4 protein-coding genes are annotated in these 15,173 nt (G+C 64.8%); all 4 read left to right on the top strand.

Translation table 11 applies throughout. From position 1 onward, the window contains the following. The first annotated feature begins 17 nt into the window (after positions 1-17). Positions 18-1,835, top strand: a complete 1,818-nt coding sequence (locus tag llg_RS00145) for a putative porin (protein ID WP_338287462.1) — start codon at positions 18-20, stop codon at positions 1,833-1,835. Between the two features lie 262 nt (positions 1,836-2,097). Beyond that, a complete protein-coding gene (locus llg_RS00140; RefSeq protein ID WP_338287461.1) occupies positions 2,098-2,790 on the top strand; it encodes a hypothetical protein in 693 nt (230 codons plus the stop codon). Continuing rightward, positions 2,790-3,719 carry a peptidylprolyl isomerase gene (locus tag llg_RS00135; RefSeq protein WP_338287460.1) on the top strand — a complete coding sequence of 310 codons (930 nt, stop codon included), beginning with the start codon at positions 2,790-2,792 and terminating at the stop codon, positions 3,717-3,719. Before llg_RS00140 ends, llg_RS00135 begins: the two co-directional genes overlap by 1 nt. A 66-nt stretch (positions 3,720-3,785) precedes the next feature. Then, complete coding sequence (locus llg_RS00130) at positions 3,786-15,023, top strand: filamentous haemagglutinin family protein (RefSeq protein WP_338287459.1); 11,238 nt, start codon at positions 3,786-3,788, stop codon at positions 15,021-15,023. Positions 15,024-15,173: the final 150 nt, after the last annotated feature.

Here is a 15,173-nt window from a genome sequence, read left to right as displayed (position 1 = left end):
CTTTCTTCCACGTTCCCATGTCCGTCCGTTCCATCCCCCTCCGTCTCGCGCCGCTGCTCGCGCTCGCCCTCCATCCGGCGCTCGCCGAGGACGAGTCCCTCGCGATCCCCTCGCTCGACCAGCTCCCCGCCGAAGGCGTCACCCCCGCGGAGGGTGAAGCTACTGAGTCTCCCGTAGGAAACGGCGAGGCCCCGTCCGACAGCGTGACGATCAACCTGATCCAGCGGCTGGTGGAGAAGGGCATCCTTTCGAAGGACGAGGCCCAGGGCATGATCCGCCAGGCCGAGGCCGATGCCACCCGCGTGCGCGCCCACCAGCGCGCCGAGATCCAGGCGGCCGTCCAGCAGGAGGCGCTTGCACCGGTGCAGGAAGGCGAGGTCGGCGTCACCTACATCCCGGAAACGGTCAAGGCGCAGATGCGCGAGGAGATCAAGCACGAGATCCTCACCGCGCCGCGTCCGCAGAACTGGGCCGCGCCCGCCGGCACCCCGGAATGGGTGCGCCGCTACAAGGTCTTCGGCGACATCCGCGTCCGCTCGGAAAACAGCCTGTTCCCCTCCGGCAACGACAACACCGGCGCGTTCCCGAACTTCAACGCCATCAACACCGGCTCGCCCTTCGACACGATGGGCACCCAGTTCTCGCCGCAGTACAACGTCGACCAGGACCGCCAGCGCTTCCGCCTGCGCGCGCGCGTGGGTGCCGAGATCGACCTCGACGACGGCTTCACCGCCGGCCTGCGCCTCGCCACCGGCGAGAACAACTCGCCGACCTCGCCCAACCAGAGCCTCGGCGCCGCGGGCAACGGCCAGGGCGGCAACTTCAGCAAGTACGCCATCTGGATCGACCGCGCCTTCCTCAGCTACCACTTCGGCGAGGACAACTGCTACGACGCGAACCTCTACGCCGGCCGCTTCGACAACCCGTTCTTCAACACCGACATCGTCTGGGACGACGACCTCGGCTTCGACGGCTTCGCGGCCAAGGGCAAGTTCCGCTTCAACGACGACATCAAGGTCTTCGCCACCGCCGGTGCCTTCCCGATCTTCAACACCGACTTCAACTTCTCCTCGAACCGTCCCGACAAGTTCGAGAGCACGGACAAGTACATCTACGGCGGCCAGATCGGCGTGGAGTGGAAGATCGCCGAGAAGCTCACCGGCAAGTTCGGCGTGGCGTTCTACGACTTCGACGGCGTGAAGGGCAAGCTCTCGACGCCCTACGTCCCGCTCACCAGCAGCGACGCGGGCGACACCGACGGCCTGCGCCCGTCCTTCGCGCAGAAGGGCAACACCTACATGGCGCTGCGCAACATCCTGCCCGATCCCTCCAACGGCAACGGCACCACCAACCAGTGGCAGTACTTCGGCCTGGCCTCGCCGTTCCGCGAACTCACCGCCACCGGCCGCCTCGACTACGACGGCTACGAACCGGTGCGTGTCTCGCTGGTCGGCGAATACGTCAAGAACCTCGGTTTCGACGAGGCGTCCGTCGCGCAGTTCGCGGTCAACAACAAGGGCCCGGGCGGCGTCTATGAAGGCGGCGACACCGCGTGGATGGTCAACCTGATCGTGGGCGACGCGGCGCTGGAGAAGTTCGGCGACTGGCAGACCTACCTCGGCTACCGCTACGTCGAGAGCGACTCGGTGGTCGACGGCCTGACCGACTCGGACTTCGGCGGCGGTGGCACCAACCTCAAGGGTTTCACGCTCGGCGCGAACTTCGCCTTGAGCAAGGCGGTTCGCCTCGGCGCGCGCTGGATGAGCGCCGACCAGATCGCCGGGCCGACCTACCGCAACGACATCCTTCAAATCGACCTCAACGCCAAATTCTAAATCCGCGAAGCGGCTGAACCACGAAGACGGCGCGGCCGGAGAATCCAGATTCCAGAGTCCAGAAACCAGACAAGAGGAAGACCCCGGCGATCGGCTCTGCCTCTGAAATTTCAAATCTCAGATTTCAAATACCAAAGCCACCTCCGGCCCACCGTCCCGCTCCCCACCATCCCTCTGCTTCCGCCTCTTCTCTGGATTCTGGTTTCTGGACTCTGGTCTCTCGGCTTAGCCGCTCCTCCCTCGACTCCCAACTTTGAACACCATGCGCACTCTCCTCCTTCTCCTCGCCCTCGCGCTGCCGCTGGCCGCGGCCCCCGCCGAAGGCCCCAGCCCCGCTGAAACCAAGCTGCGTGAAACGCTCAAGGCGACCATGCTCCAGCTCCGCACCGCCGAGGCCGACAAGGCCAACCTGCAGGCGGAAAAGGACGTCAACGACGCCAAGGTCAAGGAGCTCGCCGCGCAGGTCGACAAGCTCACCAAGCAGGCCGCCGCCGACCAAACCACCGCGAAGAAACAGATCGAGGACCTCACCGGCAAGAACGCCGCGCAGGAACAGCTCATCGGCAAGTTCAAGGAAGCGCTGGAAAAGTGGAAGGAAGGCTACGCCAAGGCCAGCGGTGTCGCCAATGCCAAGGAAGCCGAGCGCTCGAAACTCAGCGACCAGAACGCGATCCTGCGCCGCAAGGTCGAGGACCAGCGTGCCAAGAACGTGGCGCTGGCCAAGACCGCGAACGAGATCCTCGACCGCTATTCCAAGTTCGGCGTGGGCGAAGCGCTGTCGGCGCGCGAGCCGTTCACCGGCATCACCCGCGCGCGTCTGGAGGCGCTGGTGCAGGACTACTCGGACAAGATCGAGGACAACCGTCTCAAGCCCGAGCCCGCCCCGGCGAAGAAGGACCAGTCGCAGAAGAAGGCTGAACCCGCCAAGGCCACCGCTCAAAACACCGCACCGTGATGAAATTCATCCGCCCGCTTTCCATTCCGATGATGGGGCTTTGGGCCCTGGGGCTTTCTCCGGACGGAGCCGCCGCGGACACCACCGCGAAAGCCACCACCGGAGGTGTGGTGGCCCGCATCGGTGAGACCGAGGTGGGCGAGGACGAGGTCCGTGCCACGCTGGAAGGTCTCGATGAACGCGAGCGTGCCACGGTGGCCAAGGACCCGGCCCTGCTCAACCAGGTGGTGCGCTCGATGTTGATCCAACGGCTGGTGCTGAAGCAGGCATCGGAAGAGCAGTGGGACAAGCGTCCCGAGGTGTCCGCCCAGGTCGAGCGTTCCCGCCGCAGCACGATTACCGAAGGCTATCTCCGCTCGTTGGCGGAGAAGAGCAGTGCCACTCCGTCGGATAGCGAACTCCGCCAGTCCTACGAGGCTGCGAAGGACTCGCTGCTGGTGCCGAAGCAATACCAGCTTGCCCAGGTCTTCATCGCCGCTCCGCAGGACGGCGGAAAGGACACCGAGGCGAAGGCCAAGGCGAAACTCGACACCGTGGTGAAGGGCTTGTCCCGCGCCGGTGCCGATTTCGCCTCCATCGCTCGCCTCAACAGCGACGAGCCGGACAGTGCGGCGAAAGGCGGCGAGATCGGATGGCTGCTGGAGAAGCAAGTCCAACCCGAGATCCGCGCCAAGGTCGCCACTCTGGCGAAAGACGCCACGACCGCACCGATCCGCCTGCCGGACGGCTGGCACATCGTGAAGGTGCTCGATGTGAAGGACGCCTACACGCCCGGGTTCGAGGAGGTCCGCGAACGCCTCGCCGAGAAGATCCGCACCGAGCGGACCAAGGCCGCCACCCAGGCCTATCTCGCGAAACTCATCCAGGAGAATCCCGTGGTCATCAACGAGATCGCCCTTTCGAAACTCGCCGCGCCCGCCAAGCCCTAACGCTTTTCGTAACGCTTTTCTGAACGTCCCCGGTGGCGACCACCGGGGCATCCGCTTGTACCCGCCATGAAGCCCCGCCGCTATTTCATTCCCCGCCGTTTCGCCCGTCGTCATGCCATCCATTTCGGTGTCGTCTGCACGCTGGCCACGACCATTGTCGTCCGGGGCGGTGACCTTCTGAGAGGCGGGGCCGCCACGAACGCGTTGCCGCCGGGGGCGACCGCGACCACCAATACCCCGGCGCCGATCACGGCGAGCGCGGCGGGCAGCCCGAGCGACACGCTGGCGAAGACCACCCAGGCGATCCAGGCGGTGCAGGCGATGCAGACCGCGGCGCGGAATCTGGCGAAGAACAACGGCTCGAACAACCTCGGCCAGAATCCGAACAATCCCTCCCAGCTCCTGCCGGACGTTCCAGACGGTCTGGCGGCAGGTGGTTTGGAAGTGGATCCGCGCGTTCCCACCGACTCCACCCTGTGGCAGGGCGCGAACCTCCCCGTGCAGAGCACGACCAGTGGCGGCACCGTGCAGGTCACCGTCAAGCAAACCGCCCAGCAGGCGCTGCTGAACTGGAAGACCTTCAACGTCGGAAAGAACACCAAGCTTACCTTCGATCAGAGCGACGGCGGCAGCAACGTCGGCCAGTGGATCGCCTTCAACAAGGTCAACGACCCCACCGCCAATCCGACCCAGATCCTCGGGACGATCGAGGCTCCGGGACAGGTCTACATCATCAACCGCAACGGCATCATCTTCGGCGGCAGCTCGCAGGTGAACACCCACGCGCTGGTGGCCTCGACCCTGCCGATCAACGCGACCCTGGTGCAGAACGGCCTGCTCAACAACCCGGACCACCAGTTTCTCTTCGACGGTCTCGACAAGGGCGCGTCGGATGACATCGAGGCGACCACGAAATTCGGTGATGTGATCGTGCAAGCGGGTGCCACCATCACGGCTCCCTCGTCCGCCGCGCACGTCGGCGGTCGTGTGATGCTGGTGGGGCCGAATGTCACGAACAACGGCACCATTTCCACTCCGGACGGCCAGACGATCCTCGCCGCGGGCCTCCAGGTCGGGATCGTGGCGCACGACAGCTCCGATCCCTCCCTCCGGGGTATCGACGTGGTGATCGGCGCGGTGGTCGATCCGGCGTCCTCGTTGGCAGCCTACGCGGGCACCTCCACCAACACCGGTCTTATCGATTCCGCGCGTGCCAGCATCACGATGGCGGGCAAGACGGTGAACCAGATGGGGGCCATCGCCAGCACGACTTCCGTGTCGTTCAACGGCCGCATCGACCTGCTCGCGAGCTACGACGCCGTGGCGAACCTGGTCTACGATCCGACCAACAGCAGCTTCGGCCCGGCGTTCCTCAACAAGTCGACCGGCAACGTGACGCTCGGCGAGGACAGCGTGACCCGCATCCGGCCGGAATACGAGAGCACCGACAAGGTGGTTGGCAGCGTGCTGGCTTTGCCTTCTCAGGTCAACATCACCGGGAACCAGGTTCATTTCGACAACGGTGCGACCTTGGTCGCGCCCGGCGCGAACGTCACCGTCAACGCGGGCAAGTGGCTGACGATTCCCGCGGCCAGCTCGACGGGGACGACGATCTATTCCTTCGTGCGGGCCGATGGCCGGATCGATCTGGATCCCGGAGCGGTGATCGATGTCTCGGGCTCCCGTGATGTGGCATCCTCCGTGACTTCGAACATCGTGGAGGTGCAGTTGCGCGGCAACGAGCTGGCCGATTCGCCGCTGCTGAGGGATGGCGCGCTCCGCGGTGCGACGCTCTACGTCGATATCAGCCAGACCGGCACCTACAATGGCAAGACGTGGGTGGGCACGCCGTTGGCGGACGTTTCCGGTTATGTGAATCTGGTCCAGCGGACGGTGGGCGAACTGACCGTGGCGGGCGGAACCGTGAAGCTCAACGCGGGCGAGGCGGTGGTGATCCGCGACGGTGCGACCGTGGACGTTTCCGGCGGTTGGGTGAACTATGCCGGGGGCATCGTGAACACGTCCAGGGTGGTCGCGGGCGGAAAGATCTTCGATGTTTCGAAAGCGACGCCGGATCGCGTCTATGATGGCGTGTATCTCGGTGGAAACACGGTGACCCACTCGAAGTGGGGAGTCACCGAGCAGTACACCAATCCGCTTGCCGCCGATGGATCCCGTTATCAGGAAGGGTTCACCCAAGGGGGCGGAGGTGGCACCCTGAACATCGCCGCGTCCTCGATCGTGCTGGATGGTGGCCTGAAGGGATCGACGTTCACCGGTCCGCAGCAGCGCCTGGTGGCACCGCGGGCTTCCGTGCTGAACCTTTCCTGGACGGCGGAGCACATCGTGGGCAACACGGCCTACACGTTCTCGCCCGCCGCACCGACGATCACGTTCTCCGACTCCCTCCAGCAGGCGAAGGTGGGGGACTATGAGGTGAATGGTTCCGGCGTTCCGGTGGCGCTTCCCTCGGATCGGGTGGAGGATGTCGTGCTCTCGTCCTCCATTCTGGGTGCCGAGGGTTTCGGGTCGCTGGCGATCACCAATCCGGATGGCGACATCAAGGTGGAGAGTGGAGTGGCGCTGATGGCGGCTCCAAAGGGTTCCATCAGCTTTTCCGGGGCGAACATCGAGATCGATGGGGCGTTGGTCGCGCCGGGCGGTAGCCTGTCGCTGACCGCGTACAACCTGTCTCCGTCGGAGATAGAACTGCTGCGTTTGAACGGCGGCTGGGCGGTGCCTGCCGCGGAGGCGGACCGCGGTCATTTCTCCCTCGGTTCTGGAGCGGTGCTGTCGACCGCCGGTCTGATCACCGATGAACGCAACCCGGTGCCGACGGCGACCGGGACGCCGGTGGTGAACACCGGCGGCACCATTACGGTCCAGTCGTTTTCCGCGGATCTGGCGACCGGGTCGCTGATCGATGTGTCCGGTGGTGTGCAGGTGGGGGCGACGGGCAAGGTGACCTATGGAAACGGCGGTGCGATCACCCTGGCCACCGGTCGTGACGTTACGCTGCCATCCGTTGCCGGAGGCGGGCTGACGTTGGGGTCGACGCTGAAAGGATACTCGGGAGCCAAGGGTGGATCGCTGTCGATCCAAGCGATGGGCATCCAAGTGGGAGGGACGGCATCGGCGGGCACTGGACTGCTGCTCGATGCATCGTTTTTCGATCAAGGCGGGTTCTCGTCGTTCTCGCTGGCTGGGATTGGCCGGGCGACGGGAACGTTCGAGGATCCGGTGCCGGGGCTGGTGATCGCGGGTGGCACCGTGATCAAGCCCACGGTGACGAGTTGGGTCGCATCCGGAATCGGCACCGATGGTCCGGTGACCTTGACCAGCTACGTCAAGCCCGAGGGGCTGAGTTCGCCGTTGAGTCTTTCCTTCTCCGCGGTGGGCTATGTGGATGACGCCAGCCAGGTGCCCCTGGTGCGTGGTGACCTCGTCATGGAAGCCGGCTCCTCCGTGGATGCCGGCGCGCTCGGAAGCGTGACGCTCAAGGGTGACACGGTGGAGGTGCACGGCTCCGTGAAAGCGGCGGGCGGCACGATCCAGGTGAGCGGGGCCGGCAAGCTGCCGGTGCTGACCGATCCGCTGGCTCCGGGCACCACCGTCTGGCTGGCATCGGATGCGCGTCTGGATGCGTCCGGTGCCACCTTGCTCATTCCCGATTCCTTCGGGCGGCGCCGTGGAGCCGTCCTCGCGGGCGGCAAGATCACCGTGTCTGGAAACCTGGTGGCGGATCAGGGCGCGGTCGTGGATGTCTCTGGCGCCAGCGGCACGCTCGACTTGTTGCCTGGCGAGTCCGGAGGTTCTCTTTCGGATCTGGCCAGCGGGGTCAGCGGCACGACCAGCAAGCCCTACAATACCCGCGGCAAGAGCACGGTGGTGGCCAGCAGCGGTGGCACGATCACGCTTTCCGGCGGGCAGATGTTGCTCACGGATGCCACGCTGAAAGGGCAGGCCGGTGGGGCGACCGCCGCGGGGGGCACGCTGCAGGTCTCGTCCGGACGCTTTTATCCGACCGGCACCTTGTCCTCGCCGTTCGACCCGACGCTCTCGGTCGTGAACGATGGGTCGGTGATTCCGGGCACGATGGGCCATGGGATCGGAGTCCAGATGGTGGCGGACGGCAGCGGTCTTTCCGGCGGCGGCCGGTTTGCGGCGTCGTCGTTCGAGCAGGGTGGATTCTCCAATTTGGATCTGGGAGGCGTGGTGAAGTTCTCCGGAGCCGTGGACATCCATGCCAAGGGCCGGATCACGGCGGGTACCGGCCCGGCGTTGTATGCGGACTCCACGGTCACCCTCGATGCTTCGCGCGTGGTGCTCGGAGTGACGAACCAGTTGCCGCTGACTCCGACGGAAGAGGCGAGTTTCCGTTTCCTCAACAGCCAGGGCCAGGAGGTTTTCCTCGCGCCGAGCCACGGCGCCGGTGAATTGACGGTGTTCGCCGATCTCATCGACGCGGGCTATCTCTCCCTGCAAGGCATCGGCAAGGCCGACCTCATTGCGGACGGCGGGGATATCCGGGGCAATGGCACGCTGGAGATCGCCGGTGACCTGGGTCTGAAGGCTGCGCGGATCTATCCTCCCACCGCGTTGAAGTTCACGATCGCGGCGTTCGATTACCAGGTTGGTAGTACGTTGCACAAGGGATCGGTCACGATCGAAAAGTCGGGCACGAAAGGGCTGCCGCTGTCGGCGGGCGGTTCGTTGTCGGTGTATGCCTCCACGATCCACCAGAGCGGAAACCTGCTCGCGCCGTTCGGCACCATCCAGCTTGGATGGGATGGATCGGGAACCGCTCCCACGGATGTCCTGTCCGGCGGGACGTTTGCCAAGACGGACTCGTTGGTCTTGGGTGCAGGGAGCCTGACCTCGGTGTCGGGCATCGATCCGATCACCGGCAAGGGCGTGATCATTCCCTATGGCGTCAGCCTGGATGGAACCACCTGGCTGGACCCACGGGGCGTGGACATCACCTCGACGGGGGTTCCGCAGAAATCGATCAAGCTGGCGGGTGCCTCCGTGACCACGGAGGAGGGCTCGAAGATCGATACCCGCGGTGGTGGGGACCTGCTCGCCTACCGTTGGGTGCAGGGTCTCGGCGGCAGTACGGACATCCTCGCGTCCACTGGCAGCTTCGCGGTGATTCCGGGGTATGATTCCTCCTTTGCTCCCTACGCGCCCTTTGGGCAGAACTCGTCCTTGTCCGGCAATGCCGGCTACGTGAACAGCACCCTGCAGGTCGGTGACCAGGTGCATCTCAATGGTGGTGGTGGCTTGCCCGCGGGAACCTACACGCTGCTCCCGGCGCGCTATGCCTTGTTGCCCGGCGCTTTCCTGGTGACCCCGCAATCGGCTGCGGCCATCGGCACCGTGCCGATGGCGGATGGATCGGCGCTGGTGTCGGGCGCGCGCTTCAATGGCTTGCAGGAAGGGCTTGAAATGCCGGTGATCGAAACCCGGTTCGAGGTGGCCTCCGCCCAGACAGTGTCGAAGCGGGCGGAATACACCAAGCTGCTTGCCAACACCTTCCTCACCACCACCGGTGGACTGCGCCTGCCGGGCGATTCCGGGCAACTGGTGCTCGCTGCGACTCAGACGATGGCCATCGCCGGCCAGGTGGCCTCGGCTGCCTCCGGGAATTTCCGTGGCGGCTTGATCGATATCAGCAGCCCGCTGGACATTGTGATTTCGGGCGGCGGGACGACCGCTGCTCCCGGTAGCCTCGTGCTTGACTCCACCCTCCTTTCCGGATTCGGGGCGGAAAGCCTGCTCATCGGCGGCTACCGCGAAACCACCAGCGAGGGCACGAAGGTTACGGTCACGACGACGAACCTCACACTCGACAACGCGGGGTCTCCCTTGACGGGTTCGGAAATCATCCTCGCTTCGAAAAACGAGCTGAACGTCGAGGATGGTGCGTCCGTCCAGCAGTCCGGCAAGGTTCCGGCTGGGGATACCTTGATCTTCGGTGATGCGGCGGTGACCGGAAGCGGTAACGGAGCGTTGCTGCGGCTTGGTGGCGCGAACGCGTCCTCGATCATCCGCCGTGGCGTGGTCGTGGGCACGGGCACCACGTTGGATGTCGGGGCGAATGTCGTGCTCAAGGGCAATGGCCTCGCGCTCGATTCGACCTCGAAGACGTTGCTGGCCTCGAACGCGACGCTTGAGGCGAAATCGCTTTCGCTGAGCAGCGGTCATGTGAGCCTCCTGCTCGATCCCGCGATCACTCCGGGACCTGATGCGGGCCTGGTGCTGGCGGGCTCCACGCTGGCTTCGCTTTCCAGCGCCGGTTCGTTCGCGCTGGCCAGCTATTCGTCGCTCGATCTCCTCGGCGCGGGCAGCGTCGGTGAAGTGGGGGTGGGCGGCAGGCCGGTCATCGACACACTCGTTCTGCGAGCGTCGGAGATCCGCGGACTGCAGAACGGCGGTGGCGAGGTGGACTTCCACGCGAAGACGATCTCGATCGACAATCTTCCAGGCGGCACGGCTTCGGCTGCCTCGCTTTCTTCCGCGGGCAAGCTCGCGTTCCATGGCGACTCCATCCTGCTGGGCACGGGTGCCACGGTGGTGAAGGGATTCACGGACGTGGAACTCGATGCGACCAAGGGGGGGCAAACCACCGCGACTGGAGGGTTCCACGTCACTGGCAATCTCAAGATCGATGCCCCGGTGGTCTATGCCGCGAATTCCGTGGTCTATGGGATCAAAGCGGACGGTTCGCTGACGGTGGCAAACAGTGGCGGCGCTGGCACGGTTTCCGGTGCCGGTCTTGGCTCCTCACTCACCTTGGAAGGCAGCAGCGTGGCAATCGGCTCCCGTATCGTGCTTCCGAGCGGGGAGGTGAAAGTTCACGCGACCGGAGCGGGCGGCGACGTGTCCGTGACGGGCTCGATTGACGCCGGTGGACTCTCGCGCCGCTTCAAGGATGTGGTGAAATACACCAGCGGCGGGCGGATCAGCCTCGTGTCCGATGCGGGTAATGTGATCCTCGCGACCGGCGGCAATCTCGAAGTTGGAGCCCAGGCGGGCGGCGGCGATGCCGGGTCGCTGGTGGTATCGGCAGCGCATGGCACCGCCTCGCTGCTGGGTGGTGTTTCCGGTGTGGCGGCCAAGGGGGCCGGCGGCTCCTTCTCGCTGGACACCGGCAGCCTGCCCACGCTGGCGGTGCTGGCCGACAAATTGAACGCCGCAGGCTTCAACAATACCCGCTCGATCCGGGTCCGCACCGGAGACGTGCTGGTGGATGGCATCTCGACGGCGGGACACTTCGACCTTTCCGCGGATGTGGGTGCGTTGCTCGTCACGGGCACGATCGATGCCTCCGGCAAAACCGGCGGCTCGATCGCGTTGAGCGCATCGCGCGGCGTCACGCTCGCGTCCGGTTCGCTGCTGGATGTTTCAGGAGTGGGCTTCGATTCCGCGGGCAAGGGCGGCTCGGTCTCGTTGGAGACCCGTGGTGCGAACGGCGGGACGATTGCGATCCAGGCCGGATCGGTCATCGATCTCGGCGTGGATGCCAAGACCGCGACCAGCGCGTCCCTCGGAAAGTTCACCGGCACTCTGCATCTGCGCGCGCCACAGAACGCGGGTGCCACCGATCTCGCGGTGGGAGCGATCGATGGTGAGATCCGGAATGCATCGAGCATCCTGGTGGAAGGTTACAAGATTTACGATCTGACCGGCAGCGGGGTGATTTCCACCACGGTCAAGAACCAGGTCATGGCGAATGGCATCGCGTTCACGGCGAACTCGGCGGCCATCGAAAGCCGCCTGTTGCTTCACAATGCATCTCTGGGTGCGGCGCTCACGGTCCGTCCGGGCGCCGAGATCGTGAACTCCACCGGCGATCTGACGCTGGGCACCGCGACGTCCCAGGCCTCGGCGGGGGATTGGAATCTCTCGACCTTCCGTTTCGGCCCCGATCTGGTGCCGGGCGTGCTGACGTTGCGCGCCGCGGGCGATCTGGTGTTCTACAACTCGCTCAGCGACGGATTCACCGCCAGCACCTACCTCTCCGCGCTTCAGGCGCGCAACGGGGCGCTGCCGATGAACTCGCAATCGTGGTCGTACCGCCTCGTGGCGGGTGCCGATCTTTCCGCGGTGGACTACGACCGCGTGTTGCCGATGGAAAGCCTCGCGAGCGGGAAGGGTTCGCTGCTGTTGGGCAAGAACGCCTACAACGCCTCGGTGTCCTCCGGCAGCGGAACCACCTCCACGGCGGTGACGTCGGCCGCGTTGAATTCCACGGCCAGCAATCCCGGTTGGTTCCAGGTCATCCGCACCGGCAGTGGTGACATCGACATTGCCACCGGCCGGGACATCCGTTTGCTCAACCCGTTTGCCTCGATCTACACCGCAGGCACGCTGGTGGAGGATGCGACCCTGGGCGGCACCTTTGTCGTGCCGAAACCGAGCTTGTTCGGCCCCACCAACGCCCCGGGCACCCTGGGGGCGGTCCAGCAAACGACGGCATCGGCGGTTCAATACACCGTGGGTGGCGGCAACGTGAACCTCTACGCGGGGAACGACATCATCCATTTGACCCTCAATACGCAGGGCCAGTTGATTCAGGATTCCCAACGGCAGATGCCGAACAACTGGCTCTATCGCCGTGGATATGTGGATGCCGCGGGCAACTCGGTGACCACGCATTACGGCGAAGATGGTTCGACCACCTGGTGGGTGGATTTCACCAACTTCTTCGAGGGCATCGGCGCGCTCGGCGGCGGCAACGTGACCTTGGTGGCAGGCCGCGACGTGAGCAATGTCGACGCGGTTGCCCCGACGAACGCCCGAATGCCCAAGGGCCTGGCCGATGAAGCGAAGCTGGTGGAGCTGGGTGGTGGCGATGTGACGGTGAAGGCCGGTCGGAACATCGATGGTGGAGTTTATTATGTGGAACGCGGACACGGCACCTTGAGCGCCGGGGACGACATCATGACGAACTGGACCCGCAGTCCCTCCCTGACGACGCTCAAGACACCAGCGGATATCCTCGATTCCGCCACATGGCTGCCGACCACCCTGTTCCTTGGCAAAGGCACCTTCGACGTCGCAGCTGGCGGTGATGTCCTGCTGGGACCGGTGGCGAACACGTTCCTGCTGCCGCAGGGCTTCAACAACAGCTTCTGGTACAAGACCTACTTCTCGACCTACGGCGAGGATAGCGGCGTGTCCGTGGAATCACTCGGCGGAGACATCACCATCCGCGCCGGGGTTTCGCTGCCCGATACCAACACGGCCAGCCCGGTGGTGCCGACCTTGCAGGCATGGTATGACCGTGTGCTCCGCCTCGGGCCCCGCCTCGCGCCCACCGCGTCGACCAACCAGCCGTGGCTGCTGCTGGCGGAAAGTTCGGTCACTCCATTCTCGAAAGCTTTCGGCCTGATGCCGGGAACCCTCCATGCCGCGTCCTTCTCCGGGGATATCAACATCGTGGGGAACCTCACGTTGTCGCCCTCGAAGACCGGCACGGTGGAGATGCTCGCGGGTGGTTCGATCAGCGGTCTCCAGATCGCGGGGTCCACCACGTTCGGTTCGCAGTCGGTCCATGTCTGGGCTTCCGGCCAGATCAATCTGTCCGATGCCGATCCATCCTTGATCTACAACGTCGTTCATCCGTTCGCCTACCAGAGTGTGTCGGGCAACGTGCTGGCGAAGGCGAGAACCACGGAGAACAACTTCCTCTCGTCGTTCGACGCCCTGTTCACGGAGACGGGATCCACGAACGGCGGACTCCAGCAAAAGCAGGCGCTCCACATGAAGGGGCTGCTGCACGAGGGTGATACCGAGCCGGTCCGGATCTACGCCGAAGAGGGCGATATTTCCGGCTTCACCCTGTATTCGGCGAAGTCCGCCCGGATTCTCGCTGGCGAGGATATCCGCGACATTTCGTTCTATCTTCAGAACGTTTCCGCGAGCGACGTCAGCGTGGTGGCCGCGGGCCGGGACATCGTCGCCTACGACATGGGAACCGCGGACCGGATCCAATCGATCTCGAACGGCAATGCGATCACCTCCGACCTTTCGCCCGCCGGAGACATCCAGATCTCCGGCCCGGGCACCCTGGAGGTGCTGGCGGGTCGGAACTTGGATCTGGGTATTGGCGCGAACAACGCCAATGGCACCGGAACCGGCATCACCAGCATCGGCAACGGCCGAAACCCGAACCTTCCGTTTGACGGCGCTTCCATCATCGCGGCGGCTGGCATCGGGGACGCGATGTCGCTGGACACGAGCCATGCGGATTTCGCCTCGTTCATCACGAAGTTCGTGGAGGCGGGTGACGGCCCCGCGCATCTGAAGGAGCTGGGAGTTACCTCGGCGGAGTTCGGCGCAATGGACTCCGAAAGCCAGCGTCAGGTGGCGCTGCAGGTGTTCTTCCTCGTGCTCCGCGATGCGGGCCGGAACCACAACAAGGCGGATAGCGCGGGCTTCGGCAACTACGACGCGGGCAAGGAGGCCATCGCCACCTTGTTCCCGGGCAACGACTGGGCCGGGGATATCAACACTCGCTCGCGTGACATCCGCACCCGCAGCGGGGGAGACATCACGCTGCTTGCTCCCGGCGGTTCGCTGTCCCTGGCGACGACGGTCATCGGCAGCCCCCTCGCGCCTCCGGGTATCATCACCGAGGCGGGTGGAAACATCTCCGTGTTCACCAACCTCAATGTTGACCTCGGGATCTCCCGTATCTTCACCCTCCGCGGTGGCGATGAGATCATCTGGTCCACCAAGGGCAACATCGCGGCCGGTTCCTCGTCGAAGACGGTGCAGTCCGCTCCGCCTACCCGAGTGCTCATCGATCCGCAGAGCGCCGATGTGAAGACCGACCTGGCTGGCTTGGCCACGGGCGGCGGCATCGGCGTGCTCTCCACGGTGCAAGGAGTGGCTCCCAGCGACGTCGATTTGATCGCACCCGAAGGCACCATCGATGCCGGTGACGCGGGCATCCGCGTGTCCGGTAACCTCAATATCGCCGCGGCGGTGGTGGTGAACGCGGGCAATATCTCCGTGGGTGGCAGCAGTTCCGGCGCGCAATCGGTGTCGGTGTCCGGACCGGGGCTTGGTTCCCTGACCAGCGCCTCCAACACCAGTGCGGCGACCACGGCGGCCGCGACGGAGCCTGGTGCCCGTCAGAACGATGCGCCGGTGGCTGCTGAAACCATGCCGTCCATCATCGTGGTGGAGGTGATCGGCTATGGTGGATCGGATGAATCGGATTCGGAGCCGGGCAGTGGAGATCCGGAGAAGGACAAGAAGCCCGCGGATGCGGTGGACGCACCTGCACCTTGAGCCGGCCGATGGTTTGCCGCGATTGACCATTGATATGAAAAGCCTCCGGTTCACCGACCGGAGGCTTTTTCTATGATCACCATTGTTCTGTTGGAGTGTGTGGCGGGGGATCGGCGGATTGTCACATGGGGTCGTCGCGATGGTGACGAA

It is taken from the genome of Luteolibacter sp. LG18, assembly GCF_036322585.1.
Taxonomy (GTDB): Bacteria; Verrucomicrobiota; Verrucomicrobiia; order Verrucomicrobiales; family Akkermansiaceae; genus Luteolibacter.
This window is presented reverse-complemented; position numbering and strand designations above follow the sequence as displayed.